The following is a 21,649-nucleotide window of genomic DNA, read 5'->3' as shown; positions in this document are numbered from 1 at the left end:
AAGTTACCCTACAATAAACTCAGGAATTTTGCTTAAATCTGTGATATCAAGTCACTTAAAAAAAGGCAACAGATGGGGTATCTTAATCAACAGACTAAAATAGTTATTGCCGCAATTGGTGAAAGAGGAGTTATGAAAGTTAAAATCGTCAGTCTTGCATTAATTCTTGGTCTTGCCGCAACTCTGGGAGCTTGTGAAGGGGGCGGTGGAGCACCCGAAGGCGGTACTCCAGGTGCTGCTACTTCATCGCCTGCTGAACCAACAGACAGTGCTACCCCTCCTGCTGGTGGTGCTGCAACAACTAGCCCTGCTGCACCTAGTGGCACTACAGCTAGCCCTAGTACTCCTGCTACGCCAGGCAAAACTCCTTAATAGCAGTCTCAAAACAGCGAAAACTTGTATTGAGCTACCATAACTGGAAAAGTGCCCAGGTACTAGCACCTGAACTTGCCAGACGCTGACAACAACTTCCCCAAGAAACCCGGTTTCATAGAGAAACCGGGTTTCTTGGCAGGTAAGCCCCTGGAAAGATAAAAATATAAGAAGTAGAAAACCAGGAGCTGTTCAAAATTCACAGCATAAAAATATGCCTCTGCTACGCTAACCGCTCACAAAAAGAAGAAACTTTCTTCGCTCAAGCATCCTGCCAGTTAACTGTACGCAACTTTGGCGCGTGAGATTAAAGCTTATGACCAGGAGTAGAGGGAAAATGAGAAAAGTGATAAAGTTTCTGCTTTTAATTGTCTGTACTAGCATATTGGTAGAGTTAAGCACTTCACGGGGAGCATTGGTCATGGCATTACCGCCAGAACAAGATTTACCAGAAGAAATATTGCGGACCCAGATTATTACAACAGCGCGATCGCCTGTTGACGGTAAGCCTCTAACTGCTGGGGAATACGCTCAATTACAAGCCCAATTACAAAATGCTCCCCCACCAAAACTCGATCCGCGAATTCAAGATCAAGTTTTTCTGATACGGCTGCGTAAGACATTGCTTCAGCTTTTCCCATTTTTAGACATTTGAAGGGTTTACCCTGAGCGGACTTGTGCTGAGCTTGTCCTGAGCGAAGCCGAAGGGCGCAGCCGTAAGCGCAAGCGCACGCCAAGGCGTTCGCGTAAGCGTGTCCCTTTGGGACTTACGCGTAGCCTCTGGTGGAGGAGATAGCAGCCGAAGGGTATGGGGATCAAACAATGAGTGCACATCATCCCACGTTCGGTAGTCACTCAACCAGTGAAGCACATTCATCCATTGGTACTCTTTCCAAGGTACGATCACTATCACAACAAAATTTGCAAAGAAATGTAAAGAATATATATAGGCGTTTTACAAAGCAAATTTACTTAATCACTTTATTCAACGAACGTAGGTAGCTGCATGTCTATGACCACGATAGCCCCAGAACAGGTTAACAGCATCGTTTGGAATCAACATCAAGATCCGTTTGAAGTACTAGGTGCCCATCCCATAGAACAGAATGGTAAAAGCATCTGGGCTGTGCGAGCCTACCTACCAAATGCAAGTCAGGCGTGGGTTATCCTTCCTGAAGAACGGAAGGAATACCCAATGGAAGCGGTGCATCATCCCCACTTTTTTGAATGCACGATAGAAACAAATGAACTGGCGAACTACCAGTTACGGATCAAAGAAGGGGAACACGAGCGAGTGATGTATGATCCTTACGCTTTCCCCTCTCCCCGCCTGACTGAATTTGATTTGCACTTGTTTAGCGAAGGTAACCATCACCGGATTTACGAAAAACTAGGAGCGCACCCCACAGAAATCAACGGTGTTAAAGGCGTTTATTTTGCTGTTTGGGCACCGAACGCCCGTAATGTGTCAATTTTAGGAGATTTCAATCTTTGGGACGGTCGCAAACACCAGATGCGTAAAGGTCAGACTGGGATTTGGGAATTGTTCATTCCCGAACTTGGTGTAGGAGAGAGTTACAAATACGAAATTAAAAACATTGAAGGACACATTTACGAAAAATCTGATCCCTACGGTTTTCAACAAGAACCCCGCCCCAAAACCGCATCCATTGTCACTGATTTGGATGCCTACACCTGGAGTGATCAACAGTGGCTGGAAAAACGGCGTAACAGCGATCCCCTCACCGAACCCCTTTCAGTTTACGAACTGCATTTAGGTTCTTGGTTACATGGATCTAGTGCAGAACCACCACTACTGCCCAATGGTGAAACCCAGCCAGTCATCACAGTTTCAGAACTCAAGCCAGGCGCACGCTTCCTAACATACCGGGAACTAGCAGAACGGCTTATTCCTTACGTTAAAGATTTAGGATATACCCACATTGAAGTGCTGCCTGTTGCCGAGCATCCCTTTGATGGCTCTTGGGGTTATCAAGTCACTGGGTATTATGCTCCCACCTCCCGTTTTGGTAGACCAGAAGACTTTATGTACTTCGTTGACCAATGCCACAAAAATGGTATTGGGGTGATTGTAGATTGGGTTCCTGCTCACTTCCCCAAAGATGGTCATGGTTTAGCGTTCTTTGATGGTACTCACCTTTACGAACACGCTGACCCCCGCAAAGGCGAACATAAGGAATGGGGTACTCTCGTGTTCAACTACTCCCGTAACGAAGTCCGAAATTTTTTGGCAGCAAATGCCCTCTTCTGGTTTGACAAATTCCATATTGATGGTATTCGCGTTGATGCTGTCGCCTCAATGCTTTATCTTGACTATTGCCGCGAAAATGGAGAATGGGTTACCAACCAGTACGGCGGTAGAGAAAACCTGGAAGCAGCAGATTTTCTGCGTCAGGTCAATCACACTCTTTTCAGCTATTTCCCTGGTATTGTCTCAATTGCCGAAGAATCCACCTCATGGCCAATGGTATCTTGGCCTACCTACACCGGAGGCTTGGGTTTTAACTTGAAGTGGAATATGGGTTGGATGCACGATATGCTGGACTACTTCAGCATGGACCCCTGGTTCCGCCAATTCCACCAAAACAACCTCACCTTTAGTATGTGGTATCACCACAGCGAGAACTACATGCTGGCACTGTCCCACGATGAAGTGGTGCATGGTAAGAGCAATATTATCGGCAAAATGCCTGGAGATAGATGGCAGAAGTTCGCTAACGTGCGTTGTTTGTTTACTTATATGTTTACTCACCCAGGTAAGAAAACCATGTTTATGAGCATGGAATTTGGACAGTGGAGTGAGTGGAATGTCTGGGGTGACTTGGAATGGGAGCTATTCCAGCATGAGCCACACCAACAGCTAAAACAGTTTTTCAAAGAGCTAAACCATCTTTACCGCTCCGAACCAGCTTTGTACACCCAAGATTTTGCCCGCGAAGGGTTTGAGTGGATTGACTGTAGCGATAACCGCCACAGCGTGGTTTCTTTTATCCGTCACGACAAGGATTCTGATGATTTCGTTGTTGTGATTTGCAACTTCACACCTCAACCCCATTCCCACTATCGCATCGGTGTTCCAGAACTAGGATTTTATACTGAGTTATTCAACAGTGATGCTCGTCAGTATGGTGGTAGCAATATGGGTAACTTAGGCGGTAAGTGGACAGACAATTGGTCATTGCACAATCATCCCTATTCGCTGGATTTATGTTTGCCACCCTTGGGAGTATTAATCCTCAAGTTAGATAAGGAGAAAACAGCACAGGTAATGGAATGATTACTCATTCGTCATGAAATCAGTGAACAGTAAACAGTAAACAGTGAACGCTTAACAGTGAACAGTGAACAACTGATAACTGATAACTGTATTTGTAGATTGGGTTGAATATATCAGAACTCACCAAACTAAGTTGAGTTTTGTTGTTCAATCCAATCTCTGTAATAACACTTAGCAGCTTGCTTATCATTCTTAATTGCTAACTGATGTTCACCTGTCCCAAGCCAAATCCTCAAGCCAAACTACGGCTATTTTGCTTCCATCATGCTGGGGGTGGGGCTTTAAGCTTTCGCCCTTGGTTAAATTATTTACCATCTTCTGTGGAAGTTTGTCTGATTGAACTACCTGGACGTGGAACGCGGATGAAGGAGGCTTTGTTTACTCAGTTTGAACCCTTAATTCAGGCGCTAGAAAAAGCCCTCTTGCCAAGCCTTAATAAACCTTTCGTCTTCTTCGGTCATAGCATGGGCGCAGCGCTTAGCTTTGAACTTGCGCGACGACTTTATCAAAATTATCGCTTGACTCCATTACATTTATATGTATCTGGTCACCGCGCTCCACAAATTCCCGATCCAGAACCACCTATTCACAATTTGCCAGAACCAGCATTCTTAAATGAACTACGCCGCTATAACGGCACGCCCAAAGAAGTACTAGATAACTCCGAACTCATGGAACTACTTCTTCCAATCCTGCGGGCAGATTTTGCTGTTCTGGAAAATTACCTCTACACTCCCTCTGCGCCATTAGATTGTTCTATTACTGCCTTCGGGGGTTTACAAGATTGGAAAGTTACTCATGAAGATTTAGCAGCTTGGCAACAACAAACTAATGGTGCTTTTTCACTACAGATGTTTCCTGGAGATCATTTTTTTGTGTACTCATCCCAGTCACTCCTGCTACAGCGGCTTTGTAAAGAACTGCATAGCTACGTTAGTAATCTGGATGTGTAAAGATTTGCTAAAATAAACCTTCATTCTCAGCAAATCTTCGTAAACGAGTCAGACACTGCCGTTGATAAAAACTACTCAAAGTGGAAACAGGCAACTTAAACTCCGCTGATAGTTCCTTCCAACTCACTTCTGGTGGCATACGTTTCAAAATTAACATTTGACAATTCACTTGCGGATGTCCTTGAATGTGTGTCTGGCGCAGTTCTCCATCAGCGTCTTTCTCTGCCCACGATCTAACGTTTTCTAAAATAGGAGGAATATCAGGTTCAGCAGCAAGGTTATCTACAGGATTAACAATTTCACTTGCTTCACCCGAGCGAGACTGATTGATACTAGCAGAAACTATTCTGGTTTGTTGTCGCTGATGATCACGGTAAAAGTCTTGCAGTCTGCGTTTGAGATAAACATTCAGCCAAGTTATAACACTACCTAAAGAAGAATCGTACCTCTGACCTGTTGTTCCTTCACAAATGTTGCGACAAAAATATAACCAAGTTTGTTGCAGTGCATCCTGATAGTAAGGAGTCGTTTCCCTCCAGAGTTTGCTTGAGGTTAAGCGAATAACTCGCGTCAGCAGTTTTTGACGTTCTGGGCTTCCGGGTAGGTGTTGACAAGCTTCGTCAACTAAGCGGGATAACAGTTCCTCATCCATAGCATTTGTGGCAAAACAGCAAGCATTTTTTAGTATCACTCACAAAAGGGTTCTGGAGTATTACCCTTTGTCGCGATATTATATGCTTTGCTGCTTTATTTACTCACTTTAAGAGGTCTGTTTTGGCAACTATTCAGTGTAGAAATGTGACGTTTTCCAATATCCAAGCGATTCTGTTTGACAAAAACGGTACTTTGGAAGACTCAGAAGCTGATTTACGTGCTTTCGCACAAAGAGGAGCACGGATGATAGATGCCCAAATTCCTGGAACTGGGGAACCGTTGTTAATGGCGTTTGGCGTTAATGGTGATACTCTCGATCCGGCGGGTTTAATAGCAGTGGCGAGTCGTCGCGAAACAGAAATTGCTGCAGCAGCATATATTGCAGAAACTGGACGGAGTTGGTTTGAATCGTTAACTATCGCCCGTCAAGCTTTGAACGACGCTGAAAAATACCTTGGCAATACACCTTCACCTTTGTTTGTGGGTAGTTTGGAAGTGCTAAAGTCTTTGTCGGAAAGTGGATTGAAATTAGGAATTCTTTCGGCGGCGACAACTGATGAAGTGCGTGCTTTTGTCAAGCATCATCAATTAGGTGATTACATTCAACTAGAAATGGGAGTCGATAAAGGACCGAGTAAACCAGATCCAGTTTTATTTTTGCAAGCTTGCCAAGTTTTAGGAGTCGAACCGACAGCTACGCTGATGGTAGGAGATTCTGTGGGTGATATGCAAATGGCACGTAATGCCAAAGCTGCTGGTTGCATTGGTATTACTTGGGTGGGGAAGGCGGAGAATGTTAAAGGTGCGGATGTGGTGATTAATCAACTCGATGAAATTCAAGTTGTCAGTGAATGAATTGCATCTATTAACTACACTTTATCGAACTAATTATAGTTTGTAGTAAGGACAAGAGTCCTTGCTATATCAGCCAAAGAGGACTAAAGTCCTCACTACGAACTTATGAACGTTGTATTACCGGACTTGATATTATTGGGTTTTTATGCGTCAAAGCTCAAAATACCGAAACCGTGCAGCCGGTAACGCCCTCTGCACAAGCCAAGCCTTGTGGAGATCAAGTTCTGCAAGCCTGTTCTCAAGACCGAGCAGATTCGTTGCCAAACCCCTTTAAGGATGTGCCGCCGAACCACTGGGCGCTCATCGCAGTTATGAGTATCTATTACTGCGGTGCGTATACCGGGGTGCTCCCGCCTTAGCGGGTTAGACCCTATTTGCAACAGCCCCAAGCCCCAGCATCAAAGCAGCAACACTTCATCATTATGGGTAACGGAAACTTTAAGCCGAACTCCCCTTGGCGGGGGAATTTCGGAAGGCTGAAACTATTGCTATGTGGTTCATAGCGCTAATTAAAGTCCAGGCTTCTCAACTTTGCCTGGTTTGATTAAAACGCTGGCTTCTTCAAATAACCGATTCAGACTAGCGACGAACTCCTCTATCTGTGCCTTATCCATCTCGCGCCACCCATCAAATCCCAGGAGGGATGTGACAGTTTGTTGCCTAACCGGATAAAATTTAGCGATCGCATGCGTTGATACCCAGAGTCGGACTTTTCCATCCATCGCAGGCTGTCCCGAAATGATAAACAGGCATTGAGAGGAATTTCTTCGCGCAGTGGATAGCAAGTGAGCCGCAGGACTAACCATCAGGTTAGTAGGCCACGGATTCAGTGTAAGATGGTGTTTCTTGGCTGCTTGTATCACCATCTGAAATTCTTTGCCAATGCCACGAGCCTCAGCCATCGCCATGAGTGCTTCTACACTCAAGCGTTGATTTTTCAGACTGGTTGTCAATTGCGTTCCGTTTGAGGAAGCAACCCGATGCGTTATTGGGGATAGTTCAGACAACTGCTCTTGCGGGGGCACAGTTGTGCGATCTGCCTTTGGCAGTAAGCTCCGCTTATCGCTTTTAGCAGTTAAGCGCTGTAGCTTTACCAACTGGTGCTGCATCTGAGCGAAACTCTTGAACAGTTGCGGGAGTCTGGGGAGTTTGCGATTAAGCTCTGGGTGTGCTAACCCGGTTTGACCACCGTTGACTGTTTCGGCAGGAGGGGTTGAGGATTCTACCTGTTGGCGTAGGGATTGGAGTTCTGCTCTGATCAGTTGAATTTCTTGCTTGAGATCGCTGGTGTCAAAGTAGGGCGGCAGTGCTGACACATGCTCTTGCACTTGGGCGGTGCTTTGGCTTAACTGTTCTATTTGCTGTAGCTCAGAGCGCTGGTTAAATGCCTCTGTTAATGAGCTCACATAAGCTTGCAACTGCTGAATTTGTTGCTCTAGCCCGGTGGGGTCAAACGGTGCTGGTATTGGCGGCAGTGCTGACACATGCTCTTGCACTTGGGCGGTGCTTTGGCGCAACTGCTGAATTTGTTGCTCTAGCCCGGTGGGGTCAAACGGTGCTTGTATTGGCGGCAGTGCTGACACATGCTCTTGCACTTGGGCGGTGCTTTGGCTTAACTGTTCTATTTGCTGTAGCTCTGAGCGCTGGTTAAATGCCTCTGTTAATGAGCTCACACAAGCTTGCAACTGCTGAATTTGTTGCTCTAGCCCGGTGGGGTCAAACGGTGCTGGTATTGGCGGCAGTGCTGACACATGCTCTTGCACTTGGGCGGTGCTTTGGCTTAACTGTTCTATTTGCTGTAACTCTGAGCGCTGGTTAAATGCCTCTGTTAATGAGCTCACACCAGCTTGCAACTGCTGAATTTGTTGCTCTAGCCCGGTGGGGTCAAACGGTGCTGGTATTGGCGGCAGTGCTGACACATGCTGTTGCAGTTGGGTGGTGGTTTGGCTTAACTGTTCTATTTGCTCTAGCTCCGAGCGCTGGTTAAATGCCTCTGTCAATGAGATCACATAAGCTTGCAACTGCTTAATTTTCTGGTTAAAGTCTTCGATTTCCTGCTTGGTGGCACTCTGGCTGGTAATCTGTTTTGTGTGGATAAGTGCTGTTTTCAGTTCCTCAATCTGTTGCTCCAGGTTAGTGGGGTCAAAGGGTGCTGGTATTGGGACAGCAGACAGAGTTTCAACTGAGGTGCGTACCGATTGCATCTGTGCTGACAGTTGCTGACCTACGTGTGTGACGCGAGTGCCCATTTCAGAGGAGACAGCAGTTATATTCTCCTGTAACGCCTGCTCAAATCGGCGTCGGTTGATCAGGCTCAGCGAGAGGGCTAAACTCAGGGGCGCAGCCGCATAGATCAGCTGCTGGGAAAAAACTGCAAATACCGACCCAGCGACAGAACCCGCTACAGAGACAGTTTCTGTTATTTCCAACCCATTGCGGTTAGTGGAGTCTTTCATTCGCTACACCCTTAGTGTTTTCTTTGCCTATGATTGAAAACTTAACATATCCGCAGTCCCAGAAGAGTTGCGGAGTTTTTATAGCAAAATTCCATCCATCTTATATAATAGTGGCTTGTCTTATGCTTGGGCAATCTCCACAGTAGAGACTTCAGACTGAGGTTGATGATCGCTCACCAGCAAGTTTTGATCAATCAATTGAGTCAACACTTTTTGTTCGAGTGGATCGTTAAACTCAAATCGCATCGCCCGTCTAAGAACGGCTTTGCACTCAGTTGCCGATTCTTCATCCCCACTAATCTCAACGAGCCTCAAAAAGATGCGTTGTACGCACGTTTGCTCTTCTGTTGTCAAGTCGTTGTAAATTTTCTCAACCCGTTGGTGGAGTGCGCCCCACACGCCACCCAACTGCCGATAGGTATTGATATTGAGTGTGCGATAGCGTTTGCGTAGCGCCCCCTTCGGGGCTAGCGCTGCTGCTTTCAGCAGATCGCCAATATCGTGATTTTTAACCTCTGTTTCCCACAGTAGATTTAGTGTGTATTGCAACAACGGCAAATATCGTGCCTGTCCTTGTACATTTTTGATGATTTCCTCCACCAATCCCACCTCAAACACGACTCCATGTTGAGCCGCAGGCTGTTCGATTGCTAACCGCAACTCATCTTGTTGCATCTCAGCTATGAATGGACGATGTTTATCTGTAGCTTTTACAAGCTGGGGATAAGGACTTAAGCTATTTGTAAAATCTCCGTCTTGTTAAAAGTAACAATGTTGCTGTCACCCTCAATTTGGACATTATCATCGCCGATTGCAGCCAGCATTCCACCACCTAATGTGGAACCATCAACTTGCTGTGAAATTCCTGGCTGTTGCGCAGATGGTAGATTGCTTTTGTGATCCAAAGGCTGGTTCATAGGTTAGTCCTACTCTCCGAAGAAATTCTGAGCGATACCTAACCAAGTGGATAGTTGCATGAGTATTGCTTTTACATTCTCCCATAAGCTTTTAATAGATGCCGAAGATTCGCTGATAGTTTTTAATGTTTCAGCCATGCGTTTGAGATTTCCAGCTGCCAACTGTTTATCTGGGTCATTTGATTGAACTTCTTCAATAGAGGCTGCCAAATACCTGACGCGAACGCTGCGGACAACTATTCAACCGGACATGATATGAAATGAGACGAAACAGTATGGGAACGCGAGCGCTGATTTCCGGCTTTTTTACGAGGTATAATAGCTGCGTCCCGGTTTCGCGTAGCAGACAACTGGCGCTCCCATAGGGTTTCCAATACTTCATTGCTGTAGGTGAAACAAGACATCCTTTCTCAATTTGGTATTAGAGATGGTTGCTGCTGTTTTTCGACCTCTAAAGTTGGTGGTTGCTTTGGCACTGTCTTGTTGTTTGCTGCTAGCAGGTTGTTACCCTAGCAAATTTAAAACCTCTTCGGCTCAAGTATCTCAAGTCGTTTTAGTTTCTCCGAGTGACCCAGCTACCTTTAACTATGCCATTAATGACTCTCCCTATAGTATTTTTCCTTTTATCTACAAGGGATTGATTGATGAAAACGCTTTAACTAATAAATTGGAGCCAGGATTGGCAGAGTCTTGGTCAATTTCTCTTGATCGCCAGCGAATTACTTTTACACTCAAACCAGGGTTAAAGTGGTCAGATGGCAAACCTCTGACAGCAGATGATATTATTTTTACTTATCGAGATATTTACCTCAACAAAAAAATTCCCACTATATATAGAGATTTTCTGCGTATTGGCAACAAAGAAGCTTTTCCAACGGTGCAGAAACTCGACGACCGGAGAATTGAGTTTACCTTACCAGAACCTTTTGCTCCTTTTTTGAGAAACATAGAAAGACTGGCAATTCTTCCAGCTCATGCATTGCGCTCCTCTGTGCTAACCAGTGATGCAAATGGCAATCCTCAATTTTTATCAACTTGGGGAACCAACACTCCTCCTAAAAAAATTATTAGCAATGGTCCCTACCTGATAGAAAGTTATACTCCAGCCGAGCGAGTCATCTTACGACGCAACCCCCACTACTGGCGACAAGATGCTCACGGAAATCCTCAGCCTTATATTGAACGCATTGTTTGGCAAATTATTTCATCAACTGACAATCAGTTGCTAAAATTTCGCTCAGGGGAACTGGATAGCTTGAATGTAACACCATCAGTATTCAGGTTACTGAAGAAGGAAGAAAAGCGAGGAAAATACACTATACATAACGGTGGACTCGATGGTAATTTTTCGTTTTTTGGTTTCAATCTTAATGAAGCTCGCAATGCCAAAGGACAACCTTTTGTAAACCCAATTAAGTCTCGGTGGTTTAATAACTTGGCTTTTAGGCAAGCAATCGCCTATGCTATCAACCGCAAACGGATGAAAACTAATATCTATCAAGGGCTAGGTGAAGTACAACATTCACCTATAGCGGTGCAAAGTCCTTATTACCTGTCACCAGCAGCAGGGTTAAAGGTTTACGATTACAATCCACACAAAGCAAAGCAAATGTTGCTAGAGGCTGGTTTCAAGTACAATTCTCAAAAAGAATTGATAGATAAGGATGGGAACCGAGTACAATTCAACCTCCTGGTGAAATCAGAAGATCAGTCTCGAATAGATGCGGCTGTGCAAATCCAACAAGATTTAAGCCAGATTGGTATTAAAGCTGATATGCAGGTCGTCAAATTTAACGTCGTGCTGAAAAAGTTGCTCTCCAGTCGAGATTGGGATTGTTATGTCGGTGCATTTGGCGTTCCTGGTGCAGATGTGGAACCTAACTTTCTATCGTTGTTTTGGACAAGCCAAGGCTCGTTTCATCAATTCAACCAAGGTACTCAACCAGGAGAACCACCGCTCAAAGGGTGGGTTGTTTCTGATTGGGAGAAGGAAATAGACAATCTTTTCAGCGCTGGAGCCAAAGAACTAGATGAGAACAAGCGCAAAGCGATTTATCACAAATTCCAGCAAATTGTTGCCGAACAGTTGCCAGTGTTTTGCCTAGTGAATCCTATGTCATTTCAGGCAGTGCGCGATCGCATCGAGCCAATCAAATATTCTAGTTTAGGGTCAGTTTTCTGGAACATTGATGAATGGAAAGTAGCTCATGAGTGATGAGTCGTTTGTTAGTATGAAAGCAATTGTGCGTTTAAAGCTTTGGTAATGCGATCGCTACTTTCTTCCAAGTGAGCCAGCGTGTAAATATCTAAGTTGCCACTATGTTGTTTAACACCAGCATTGATTGCTTTGTGCAGTTGACGCAATTCATACCAAGCTATTGTACGACCATCTTCAGGCACATAAGTCTTACGCAACACCATGCTTAGTAAGATATTCAGATGTTCACGTTGCAGGGAACGGCGGATGCTAGAAATTGACATATGTGATTCAGAAGTGAAAACTTCTGTCCAAATGTCTTTTTGCAATGTGTCAAACAGTTCTGGTATTGTCAGGGATTCCCCAGGCAAAGTTTTTAGTTCTATATCCCGTAAACGATTTAGGCGATCGCCACTTAATAAGCTTCGCAATATCACGCTTTGGATGTACAAAATCCGCTCATGAATTGGATAATCGAGACGGTAAATAGGTATGGGGTTACCCCAGTGTGAAAAACGTGATGGTGCTAATTGATTTAGTAAATGTGGAGAGAAACTGAACGCATTCTTATCAAAAACATACTCATTAAAATTTGTCAATACTTGACGTTGTTTTTCTAGAGGAACTGGTACAAAGTGAGCATGAGTCTGATCTAAAGCATGGTGACGCCTAAAAGACTGCCCACCAATGTATTGAGTCAGCAAGGTGGCGTTACGGAAATAGTAGTTCAGTATTCTATTAAATAACAGACGTAGATCACCATAACCTTCTGCTCTTAATGGAGAACCCTTATCCAAACGCTGCCACATCATGCGGGCATTATCCATTTGCCATTGAGAATAAACTAACACATCACTACTCATGTCCCAAATATTTGCCAGAGGATTGATATCCGAGATATCTTCATCAGTTGCGTAGGATAATTCTGGTTGAGGCGACGCTAAAGCAATTTGCTCTAAAAAGGGCTTTTCAGTAACAGGAGTCATTGCTTCAACCATGAGATTTGAGTATCTTTTGTAACCGTACTCAATAGCCCATTCATCGTAGGGACCAATAACTGCTGGAAAATAATCGCCTTGCTGTACTCCTTGTGGTGCTATGTTCACAGGTAGATAATCCATCACTGAACCTACCAAACCTTTGGTGTGAGTGATTTGTGTGTCGTTTAATTCCCCAGGTGCTAACATTGTGCTGCCGTGAAAATTGTGGCGTAAACCAAGAGTGTGTCCAACTTCATGAGCGATGAGAGAACGTAAATATTGATGTACGTACTTTTTCATTTGGTCACTACTTGGTATAGCATCTTGCACGAGTGAGAGCGTTAACGCTCCCATTGCGGCTTGAAAAGAGGACTCCATACTGTAGTAGAAGTCAGAATCATTAGACCAAGTTTCTCTGTTTTCAACTCTTGATTTATGAATTCCAGTCGCGTAAGGTTGGTTCATTTTGACTCTAGACTTTGCATAGATACTCGTGGAGTAGAGGTCGTCTGAATTTGCTTCTATTAATGTGTGATAATCTTGCTGAAGTGAACGCACCATATTGGCATCGACAATGATGTCTGCATCCAATATTTCCCCAGTGAATGGGTTAACGCGCATTGGTCCTCTGGCAAAACCTGCATCTAGAGAATTGAACCAGCGAATCGTATTGTAACGCACATCTGCGGGATGCCAATCAGCATCATCTGGCATTTGGCGGACTTCAATGGCGTTTTGAAATCCTACTTTTTCAAATGCTTTGTTCCACATCAAAACGCCTTCACGAACTGCGTCGCGGTATTCCAAGGGTACGGCATTTTCAATCCAAAACACAATCGGTTTTTTAGGTGGAGACAAAGCAGCATTTGGATCAGATAATTCCAGATGCCAACGATTGATATAACGTACAAATGGTTCTTTGCTATGATTGCCAGAAAAGTCTTGGAAAGCAGTAATAAAATATCCAACTCTATCGTCAGCAAGTCTGGGAATATAACCGTTGTTTTCTCTGAGTTGAGAAAAACTATAATGTACTTTGAGCGTGAGTGCCCTGCTGTCAGGTAAAGTAATTAAATTTGCTCCTTCTGGTGATGAGAAACCATAAATCGAATCAACCTCTAAGTTGAAAGGAAAGCTGTTGACATCACCCAAATATGACTTACTTTCTTCTAACTGATATTCAGTTTGCAAAAAATATTTTAATAGAGGAGTTAATCCCGGAAAGTCCTGCATCAGTAAGTCATTTATATCAATAATAAGATTTTTACTGTATGGGTCGATACAAACTATATTCACTGCATAAAGAACAGAGTCGCTGAATGAACGAGCAAGCGATCGCTCTTCTGGTTGACCAGGTTCTGTACGGAACTTCACATTACGAATGACAAAGTGCAAATTATTGTTAACTCGCTGGAAGTAGAACAGAAAATCTTGCAACGGCAGTCCACTATATAGTCCGCTTTCCCCAACGCCTGACTCCAAAGTTACAATACCCAAGTAATTTTTGTTGAGTTGTTCTGGCTTAATTTCCCAATAGATTGCGCCAGAATCTTTAGCCCGATAAAGCGTAAAAAGTCCCTCTAACTTCTCTGCACCTTTAATTATCTCGCGAAATCTTCGGAAATCGTCTCTTCTGTTCTCTTTAAAGATATTGTCAGCAATTGCTAACTTTTCCATTCCTGGTATTGTATTTAATTGCTGTACATAAACATCTGAAAGTTGGTTAGCTGCCGCGTCATTCGCTCCTAGCAACAGGTTGTAGAATAACGCAATATATATTAATAATCTTGTTATCCAGTTTTTCATACTTCAGCTTCCCGTGGTAAAGCAGATATAAAATCCGCATCCCTCTAAAGTATTAATAGATTACCCGCTTTTCTCTTTGGAATAAAGTTATGTATTTTACCAAAGTTACTAGAAAAGTATCAGTTGATAATATCAAGACTACAAATCGTAGGGTGGGGATTGCTCGGAAAAGTCCATGTGATAGAAATTTGAGATCTTGGTGAGCAATGCCCACCTTACAGAATACCGGTATATGGAACGTAGGCGTTAAACCACATCCCTGGACGCGAAAAGCCTTGTGTTGGAAAAAAGCCGTCCTACGAACTCAGCACGAGAAGAAACTTCAAGCTTGCGAAACATTCGTTTTAAAGCTTGTTTGACAGTTACAGAAAATATAGCAATCCTAAATCATTCATAAAATTCTCTCTTCTCTTTCTCTGCGCCACGCCAGACGCCTCAACGGTCAAAGCGGACTACGTCCCGCTGCGCTAACGTCGCTTGGGTTGCTTCCCCCGACAGACTTTGGGGGAACCCCCGCACGGGGCTGGCTCCACAACGCGCTTAACCCGCGCAAGGCACAACTCTTGGCAGCGCTGTCTCACCGCCTACGCGGACTAAATAATAAAGGGGGTATTTCCGGATTTGGTATCATCTAAGATTGCTATAAGTTACACAAAAAAAGTGACTGAATGTACTCGTTCGAGGACTAGGCGTAGTCAGGCAATCAATTTTACTCTAGCGTTATCGACATTTACACAGCAAGGAGTCACGCCTGATGTCACCGTTAAATTACGCTCATCCTGAAGTTCTTGTAGAGACTGAGTGGGTTGCTGAGCATTTGCATGACCCCAAAGTGCGTCTTGTGGAAGCGGACATGGATGCAACAGCTTATGATTCTGGTCACATTCCTGGCGCTGTTTTCTGGAACGGATTCACTACCATCTTGCAACCTGATTTCCGTTTTAATTTTGATAAAGGAGCGTTGGAAGAACTACTTGCACGCTCAGGTATAGCAAATGATACGACTGTCGTGATTTATGGCAATCATAATGCGATCGCCCCTATTATGTTTTGGTTTTTAAAAATATTTGGGCATGATGATGTGCGAGTCATGAATGGTAGTCGCAAAAAATGGCTTGTAGAAGAACGCCCTCTGTTGACTCAAACACCAACCATCACGCCAACAACATATACAGGACAACGCCTTGATTCAAGAATACGTGCACTGCAGGAGCAAGTGCAAGCGAGCATTGGTAAGTTAGACCGTGTTTTGGTGGATGTACGCACACCCCAAGAGTATCGCGGCGAATGGTTCAGCACGAAGCCACCAGAAGGAACAGAACGTGCGGGGCACATTCCAGGTGCAGTTCACATTCCATACGAATCAGCCCTCAACGCAGATGAGACATTCAAATCAGCCGAAGAACTATACGCTTTATACAGCAGCAAAGGCATTATCCCTGACAAAGAAGTGATAACGTACTGCACTATTGGGGGACGTTCCTCACATACTTGGTTTGTGTTGAAGTATTTGCTGGGCTATCAGAATGTGCGCAATTACGACGGTTCTTGGAATGAGTGGGGGAACCAACCCGATACGCCTGTGGAGGTATGATTATTTAGTGAAGGGGGTTGGGGGATCTAAAATTTGAGTCAAATCACGCTCAGATCCCGCCTAACCCCCCTTAAAAAAGGAAAGTTTGTTTATTGAGCAGTTGCTACAGATGCTATCCCTGTTGTATCAGGAAGAGGCAAAAGCTCGTTTCCTGTTTCATTCAGGGCTGTTAAAACTGGGTCACTTAAAACTTCTCTTCTTCGTGCGATCGTTAAATCATAAAGCCGTTTGAGTTCAGCTTGACGAGCAGTCGCACCACTCTTATTCAGCTTTTGATCAATACTGTTACTGTATTGTTGAGTGCGTTCCTTGAGGACTTGCAAAGGATTGTTATTCCGAAGGATTGCTAAGAATTGAGCTTCGGCTGAATTACTTGTGGGGTTTGCTTGTGCTAAAGCAGCAATGACTTTTTGAGTTAAATCGTCAGGGTGTCGTTTAACACTAAAGGGGTCTGTAGTTCCTTGTAGTGGCTGGAAGCTAAATTGGTCTGGAATAAACTGCAATAATTTTTGTCTTTGTGATGAGAAGACTGGCTTTTCCAAATCAACAGCCATAATAGCAGCGACAAACTCAGGTGTGATAACTCCTCTTTTGACGAGTTGATCAATCATGCTGTTGTCAACGTGACTGGGTTCAGGCACAAACCAGGCAAAGTTTGCATCTCCTGCCTTGCCATCCAGCTTCACTCCAGAACGATTCACTAGTTGTCTATATTCATCAGCTTTAACTACGGCTATGTCTTGAAATCTCAGACTATCTGCAATCTTTAAGCCTTGCACACTTTGTGGTGGGCTACCATTAATGAAATTGGCGTTGAGAAAGAAACTATTGGGAATTTTGACATCAGCAAAAGGTCCCGGTGTAGCGCTACTCCCAAAAGGATGCAGGCTTCCAACTTGTTGATTACTACTAATAAAATTCACTTCAGTTGTCACAAATAAAGGACGTAACAACCGTTTTCCAGTGGTAATTTGTTGACTTCCATTAGGATTAGTGACTGGGCTACCGTTATTGCGGGCGATACTCTCGTCAATCCTCTTGTTATTAAACTCATTGATTGCTGGAGCAATGAAGCCAGTTTCTAAGCGTTCCGCCCCCCCTAAGTTTTGGGCAATTCTGGGCGAATTTGTACCAACCTTCCAGTTTGATTTTAAGTAACTCGCTGCAAATGAGATAGAGTGCCAGTTATTCCAAGGAAGAGCCAGTTCTTTCATCACTGGCGCACCATTGACATGACATTGCAAACAAGTTCCTGAACGTTGTGCTGGTTGGAGTAAGTCGGCTTGGACGGATGAGTCACGAAACTTCCAAGATAATCTTCCTGGTGTACCTTGCTGATCAAGCTTATAGTAGTTGTAACGACCCCGTTGTCCATCCCAGCCAAGAGCTTCAATAGACTGCACATCAGGAAAGTTTTCAGAAGTGAAGAAAACAGAAAGCATGACGTTGCGATCTAGCCTTTCTCCTTGATTTCTACCTGTGAAAGTTACCACTGCTCTTCGTGTTGCTGGTCGATTACCAACTGTTGGACGAGTATCAACAATGGTTTCATCAACAACAAAGGTTTGCTCTTGCCCTTGTTGACCCTTGATTAATGTTTCTATCTCTGCAAGATTGGTGACATTTGCACGATCTTTAAGCACAAGCTTAAAAAGTGGATCGCCCAAAGATGTTAATGTACCCGATGAGATCGGCTGAACTGTTGCCCCGTCTCGTTTTTGTTCTAATAGAGAAACTGGCGCTGCTTGAGCGAACGCAAGTTTTGTAGAGAACACAAAGCTGAGTAGCAAAGTGATGACTACAGTGATAAGTCTGTGCATTATTGAAGAACTCCTATATTTAAACATTTAACAACCGTGAAGAAGATTCTTCACCTGTTTGCGCCCATTCTGGAAGCACTGCTTCTGGCGCTAAAATAACATTTGCACCTACTGAGAGTTTGGCTGCTACTTGCGCTCCACTAGTGATTGGTGTATTCTCTAAAGTCACTCCTTTGCTCAGATCAAGGACAGCACGACGACCATTGCGACTCACGACCCAAGCACCTTGATTTTCGCTTGTATCGTTGATATCAATTTCTTGTCCTCCAATTTTCCAAATACCCTCCAGTCTCAACATTTTGATACCAACTGGATCTTGTAGACTTAAACCAAAAGAGGCTCGGGCTGCATTTTGAGCTTCTTGACAAATCGCTGGATCTGAGTTACGCCCCGGTACACAAGAAACTTTTCCACAGACTGCTGCTGCAGGAATATCAAATCTAGAGATTGCACAAGGTTCCACTAAAGCGAACAATGCACCTGCTGTGTTATTTGTTTGAGTCAAGCAAAGAATTCCCTTCTGTCCGTTGTTCCAGGGATTCTTTTGGAGATTCAGGCGGAATTGATTGGAACGCGATCGCCCTGAAGCAGTTCGAGGATTAAATCCCGCACCAAATAACTCTGTAATTGTTGGGTTAGATCCTGGAATTGTGTTCTTAACACCTGCAATCAAAGCATCAGCACTCACTTTTGCTAAGGCTTGGTAATACTCAGGAAACTCAGTAGTGAAAGTAATACGAGTGACTTTGCCATCTTTCGTTTCAGTACGCCATTCAACATACTCATCTTGTAAATTAAATCTATCAGTATCGATGATATTGAATGGTCTATTTGCCAGTTTAGGAAAAGCAATCCAAGTAATTGTTTCGACTTGTAGCCCTTTCTCAGGAGTTAGCCCAGCAAACGCCTCTAGCAAGGTAAAAGCAGAATTAGGTCTTAAAGCAGAGCGTCTGTAGAAACTATCAATATCGTTTCTGTATGTCTCTAGTGCATTTTGGCTTTTGAGAAAGTCTGATCCTGTTGGATCTGTATAGGCAAACATTTTCAGCCCCCTTGTTAATTTTGAGTCAATTTGACTACATGTATCAAAGCACACTGTTTTTATGAAGTCATTGGAAGAAAAGCTTAAAGTTTTTCTTCTGTTTTGAACTTATCGTCATAAACTGTGTGCATCTGGACACGTGAAAAGGTTGAGAAAAAGAGTAAATTTGTTTCCTCTTAACCTCTTTGTCTTTCCATTGGTTTTAAATACATGTCAGGAAAATCGACTTATGCATTTACTTAAAGATTCTTAACAAAGTTAAATGAAGGGGCAGCAGATAATTTCTCAAGCGATCGCTGAAGGTGGGTGCTCTGGCAATACAGTTGTCCACAACAAAATTCTGTTATTCTGTTCTTTACTGTAGCAGCATTCTCCTTTGCTGCAATTAAAAGCGCGACAGCTTATTACTCAAGTTCCCAATCCTCAATACGTAATCCTTCTACTGTACAAAATTCATCAGTATTGTGTGTTACTAAAGTTAAGTTATGAGCAAGAGTGATAGAAGCAATTAACAAATCGTTAGCTCCGATGGGTGTACCAAGATTAACGAGTTGAGCGCGAACTCTTCCAGCTATCAAAGCAGCAATATCATCAAAAGGGAGTGAAACTAAAACTTCAAGGAACCTCTGCTATTTGCGCCAAGACACATCAGGATTATTGCTTCGCATTGCTCCATAAAACAATTCCATCTTGACGACAGAACAAACTGCTATATCTTCTAAATTAGTCCTTTGTAGGCGTCGCCTGAGTAAATCAGATTCACCATTTAAGTATCTCACGCAAACGTTTGTATCTAACAAATACTTCATGCCAATTCTTCGCCATCTTCAAAAATCCCCTCAGAATCGATGACTATGGGGTCATCTTTACAAACTCCAAAAGTCTCTTCAAAAAAACCAGCGGGCCAGCCTTTACCTTGTGGTATATTCTGTTGAGTTGTTAACGTTACAGCTTGAAATGTGACAGTGACTTCTAATTCTGCATTGGTGAGTCCGATCGGGAGATCTAAATGCAAAATACCATCCTCTCCAACACGGTAATGTACTGTTACGCTTTGCATATGTTGTTCGATTAAACTTTCTACTCAGAATGTTATCGATAATTAGTAAGTAGAACGAGGTGAAAAAACCAAACTGTGTAAATATAAGTAAATACGTATAATGTGTCTACCAAGGTAACAGAGATATGGGCAGCCGTTTAAGGGTATTTCTGGCTCCAGAACAAGATAAAACTCTTTTCAACCTGAGAACGGCAGATGTACCGCAGAAAGTGAAAGACAGAGCAGAAGTGATTAGATTGAGCGCACATGGTTGGTACATAGAGAAGATAGCGGCTCACTTTAACTGGACTGCACAAACGGTGCGAGAAGTTTTGCATAAGTGGCAAAAGCTAGGAATGAATGGGCTTTGGGAAAAACCAGGGCGAGGAGGAAAAGCAAGGTGGGTGGAAACTGACATGGTGTTTTTAGAAGAATGTTTAGAGAAAGACCCACGTACATATAACAGCGTTCAGTTAGCCCAAAAATTAGAACAAGAACGTTCGGTAAAATTAAGTCCTGACTGGTTAAGACAGGTACTGAAAAAAAGGGGGTCATTTGGAAGCGAACTAGAAAAAGCCACAAAGGAAAGCAAGATCCTGTAATACAGCAAATCAAACAGGCAGACTTAGAAATGCTGGAATTATCAGCGGCTGCTGGGGAAATAGATTTAAAGTATATGGATGAATCAGGATTTTGTGCCTGGAGTGAACCTAGCTACAGCTATTACTTCCGAGGCGAGCAAAAACGCTTAGAGCAAAGTAAATGCCGAGGGCGAAGGTTAAGTATTATTGGGTTTCTTCAACCCGTAATTAGTTTTGTGTACGGTTTGGTCATTGGCGGCGTTTCACGCAAATCTTATATACAGATGATGAACCAGGAAGCCGCAGAAGCCCAAAAAACAGGACGCATCAGAGTAATCGTGCAGGACAACGGCCCGATTCATCGGTGTAAAGAAGTACAGCAATTATGGTCAAAGTGGAAAGACATGGGTTTGTACATCTTCTTTCTACCCAAATATTGCTCAGAAATGAACCCGATTGAATTGGAATGGCAACATCTCAAAAAAGATGAACTAGCCGCGAAAACTTTTGAGGATGAGTTAGACCTTGCCTATGCCGTTATTAATGGAGTCCAAACGAGAGGAGAAAAAGGACATTACAGTACGCAACGTGTAATATTTAACTCTAATTCTTCTGCTTAACTCTTTGTTACATACTTGTAAATTTTCTCCACGACTTACTTACTCACCTACCAATTTCTTTAGCACAGTGACTATTGAACGACTACTTATTGAAGAAATTGAATCGACACGCGTTCGCCCTTGGCGGGGCTTTGCCCATCGCCATAGAACACAATCTCACCGTAGTCTCAGCTGATAGCGACTTTGACCGCATTCAGCAAGTTAGAACGTTATCTTTAGAATCTTGGCTTTGAATTAAAGAGCGATCGCCACCTAAAAGCAGGTACTTTGCGCGATCGCCGCAATCCAACCTCACCCTCACTTTTTACTGCGTAAAAATCTTTCCCTCTCCTTAATAACGAGAGGGATGCCCGACAGGGCAGGATGAGGTAACTTTCCCTCTCCTTTATAAGGAGAGGGATGCCCGACAGGGCAGGGTGAGGTAACACGTATGAATGCAACATACGTATCATTCCACAACCCAAC

General features: G+C 43.6%; 18 protein-coding genes and 2 pseudogenes. 10 read left to right on the top strand and 10 right to left on the bottom strand.

From position 1 onward, the window contains the following. The first annotated feature begins 72 nt into the window (after positions 1 to 72). From DP114_RS17390 to DP114_RS17375, 4 genes are all read left to right on the top strand, one after another. A complete protein-coding gene (locus DP114_RS17390) occupies positions 73 to 372 on the top strand; it encodes a hypothetical protein (RefSeq protein WP_246162566.1) in 300 nt (99 codons plus the stop codon). A 337-nt stretch (positions 373 to 709) separates the two neighbouring features. Then, a complete protein-coding gene (locus tag DP114_RS17385; RefSeq protein WP_169264023.1) occupies positions 710 to 1,027 on the top strand; it encodes a hypothetical protein in 318 nt (105 codons plus the stop codon). Positions 1,028 to 1,384: 357 nt separating this feature from the next. Beyond that, on the top strand, positions 1,385 to 3,670 hold the full coding sequence (glgB, locus tag DP114_RS17380) for a 1,4-alpha-glucan branching enzyme (RefSeq protein ID WP_169264022.1): 2,286 nt from the start codon (positions 1,385 to 1,387) through the stop codon (positions 3,668 to 3,670). 206 nt (positions 3,671 to 3,876) lie between these two features. Next, positions 3,877 to 4,623, top strand: a complete 747-nt coding sequence (locus DP114_RS17375; protein WP_171976682.1) for a thioesterase II family protein — start codon at positions 3,877 to 3,879, stop codon at positions 4,621 to 4,623. Between the two features lie 7 nt (positions 4,624 to 4,630). On the opposite strand, the gene DP114_RS17370 is transcribed toward DP114_RS17375, so the two are convergent. After that, positions 4,631 to 5,275: a sigma-70 family RNA polymerase sigma factor gene (locus DP114_RS17370; protein ID WP_171976681.1), complete on the bottom strand. Its 645-nt coding sequence runs from the start codon at positions 5,273 to 5,275 to the stop codon at positions 4,631 to 4,633. 122 nt (positions 5,276 to 5,397) lie between these two features. On the opposite strand from DP114_RS17370, the gene DP114_RS17365 reads away from it, so the two are divergent. Next, positions 5,398 to 6,132 carry an HAD family hydrolase gene (locus tag DP114_RS17365; RefSeq protein WP_171976680.1) on the top strand — a complete coding sequence of 245 codons (735 nt, stop codon included), beginning with the start codon at positions 5,398 to 5,400 and terminating at the stop codon, positions 6,130 to 6,132. Between the two features lie 173 nt (positions 6,133 to 6,305). Beyond that, a complete protein-coding gene (locus tag DP114_RS17360; protein ID WP_169264018.1) occupies positions 6,306 to 6,491 on the top strand; it encodes a hypothetical protein in 186 nt (61 codons plus the stop codon). Between the two features lie 150 nt (positions 6,492 to 6,641). On the opposite strand, the gene DP114_RS17355 is transcribed toward DP114_RS17360, so the two are convergent. From DP114_RS17355 to DP114_RS17340, 4 genes and pseudogenes are all read right to left on the bottom strand, one after another. Continuing rightward, positions 6,642 to 8,588: an AAA family ATPase gene (locus DP114_RS17355; RefSeq protein WP_172195235.1), complete on the bottom strand. Its 1,947-nt coding sequence runs from the start codon at positions 8,586 to 8,588 to the stop codon at positions 6,642 to 6,644. Between the two features lie 120 nt (positions 8,589 to 8,708). Then, a pseudogene (locus DP114_RS17350) lies at positions 8,709 to 9,278 on the bottom strand (nSTAND1 domain-containing NTPase); the annotation flags it as partial. A gap of 41 nt (positions 9,279 to 9,319) precedes the next feature. After that, the gene (locus DP114_RS17345; RefSeq protein ID WP_169264015.1) at positions 9,320 to 9,505 is read right to left on the bottom strand and encodes a hypothetical protein; all 186 of its coding nucleotides are present in this window, start codon (positions 9,503 to 9,505) and stop codon (positions 9,320 to 9,322) included. A 9-nt stretch (positions 9,506 to 9,514) separates the two neighbouring features. Continuing rightward, positions 9,515 to 9,715: a hypothetical protein gene (locus DP114_RS17340; protein ID WP_169264014.1), complete on the bottom strand. Its 201-nt coding sequence runs from the start codon at positions 9,713 to 9,715 to the stop codon at positions 9,515 to 9,517. Positions 9,716 to 9,932: 217 nt separating this feature from the next. Between DP114_RS17340 and DP114_RS17335 the strand changes: the two genes are divergently transcribed. Continuing rightward, the gene (locus tag DP114_RS17335) at positions 9,933 to 11,720 is read left to right on the top strand and encodes an ABC transporter substrate-binding protein (RefSeq protein WP_169264013.1); all 1,788 of its coding nucleotides are present in this window, start codon (positions 9,933 to 9,935) and stop codon (positions 11,718 to 11,720) included. An 11-nt stretch (positions 11,721 to 11,731) separates the two neighbouring features. On the opposite strand, the gene DP114_RS17330 is transcribed toward DP114_RS17335, so the two are convergent. Next, positions 11,732 to 14,488 (bottom strand): zinc-dependent metalloprotease, encoded by a 2,757-nt coding sequence (locus DP114_RS17330; RefSeq protein ID WP_171976677.1) that lies wholly within the window; start codon positions 14,486 to 14,488, stop codon positions 11,732 to 11,734. A 754-nt stretch (positions 14,489 to 15,242) separates the two neighbouring features. Between DP114_RS17330 and DP114_RS17325 the strand changes: the two genes are divergently transcribed. Next, positions 15,243 to 16,082 (top strand): sulfurtransferase, encoded by an 840-nt coding sequence (locus DP114_RS17325; protein ID WP_171976676.1) that lies wholly within the window; start codon positions 15,243 to 15,245, stop codon positions 16,080 to 16,082. Positions 16,083 to 16,171: 89 nt separating this feature from the next. Here the strand turns inward: DP114_RS17325 and DP114_RS17320 are convergent, their stop codons facing one another. From DP114_RS17320 to DP114_RS17305, 4 genes and pseudogenes are all read right to left on the bottom strand, one after another. After that, positions 16,172 to 17,902 carry a hypothetical protein gene (locus DP114_RS17320; RefSeq protein WP_171976675.1) on the bottom strand — a complete coding sequence of 577 codons (1,731 nt, stop codon included), beginning with the start codon at positions 17,900 to 17,902 and terminating at the stop codon, positions 16,172 to 16,174. Between the two features lie 19 nt (positions 17,903 to 17,921). After that, the gene (locus tag DP114_RS17315) at positions 17,922 to 18,944 is read right to left on the bottom strand and encodes a hypothetical protein (RefSeq protein WP_169268658.1); all 1,023 of its coding nucleotides are present in this window, start codon (positions 18,942 to 18,944) and stop codon (positions 17,922 to 17,924) included. Between the two features lie 404 nt (positions 18,945 to 19,348). Then, a pseudogene (locus DP114_RS36340) lies at positions 19,349 to 19,753 on the bottom strand (PIN domain-containing protein). Continuing rightward, on the bottom strand, positions 19,750 to 20,004 hold the full coding sequence (locus DP114_RS17305; RefSeq protein WP_169268659.1) for a hypothetical protein: 255 nt from the start codon (positions 20,002 to 20,004) through the stop codon (positions 19,750 to 19,752). Before DP114_RS17305 ends, DP114_RS36340 begins: the two are co-directional and overlap by 4 nt. Positions 20,005 to 20,129: 125 nt before the next feature. Between DP114_RS17305 and DP114_RS17300 the strand changes: the two genes are divergently transcribed. Both DP114_RS17300 and DP114_RS36050 read left to right on the top strand, forming a co-directional pair. Further along, a protein-coding gene (locus tag DP114_RS17300; protein ID WP_169268660.1) for an IS630 family transposase occupies positions 20,130 to 21,184 on the top strand; the annotation gives its coding sequence in 2 pieces (ribosomal slippage) (positions 20,130 to 20,522 and positions 20,525 to 21,184; 1,053 coding nt in all). Positions 21,185 to 21,258: 74 nt separating this feature from the next. Continuing rightward, on the top strand, positions 21,259 to 21,417 hold the full coding sequence (locus tag DP114_RS36050; RefSeq protein ID WP_318284115.1) for a hypothetical protein: 159 nt from the start codon (positions 21,259 to 21,261) through the stop codon (positions 21,415 to 21,417). Positions 21,418 to 21,649 lie beyond the last annotated feature (232 nt).

This window comes from Brasilonema sennae CENA114, assembly GCF_006968745.1.
GTDB lineage: Bacteria > Cyanobacteriota > Cyanobacteriia > Cyanobacteriales > Nostocaceae > Brasilonema > Brasilonema sennae.
Note: the sequence above shows the minus strand (reverse complement) of the source record. Positions and strands in the feature narration are given on the sequence as shown.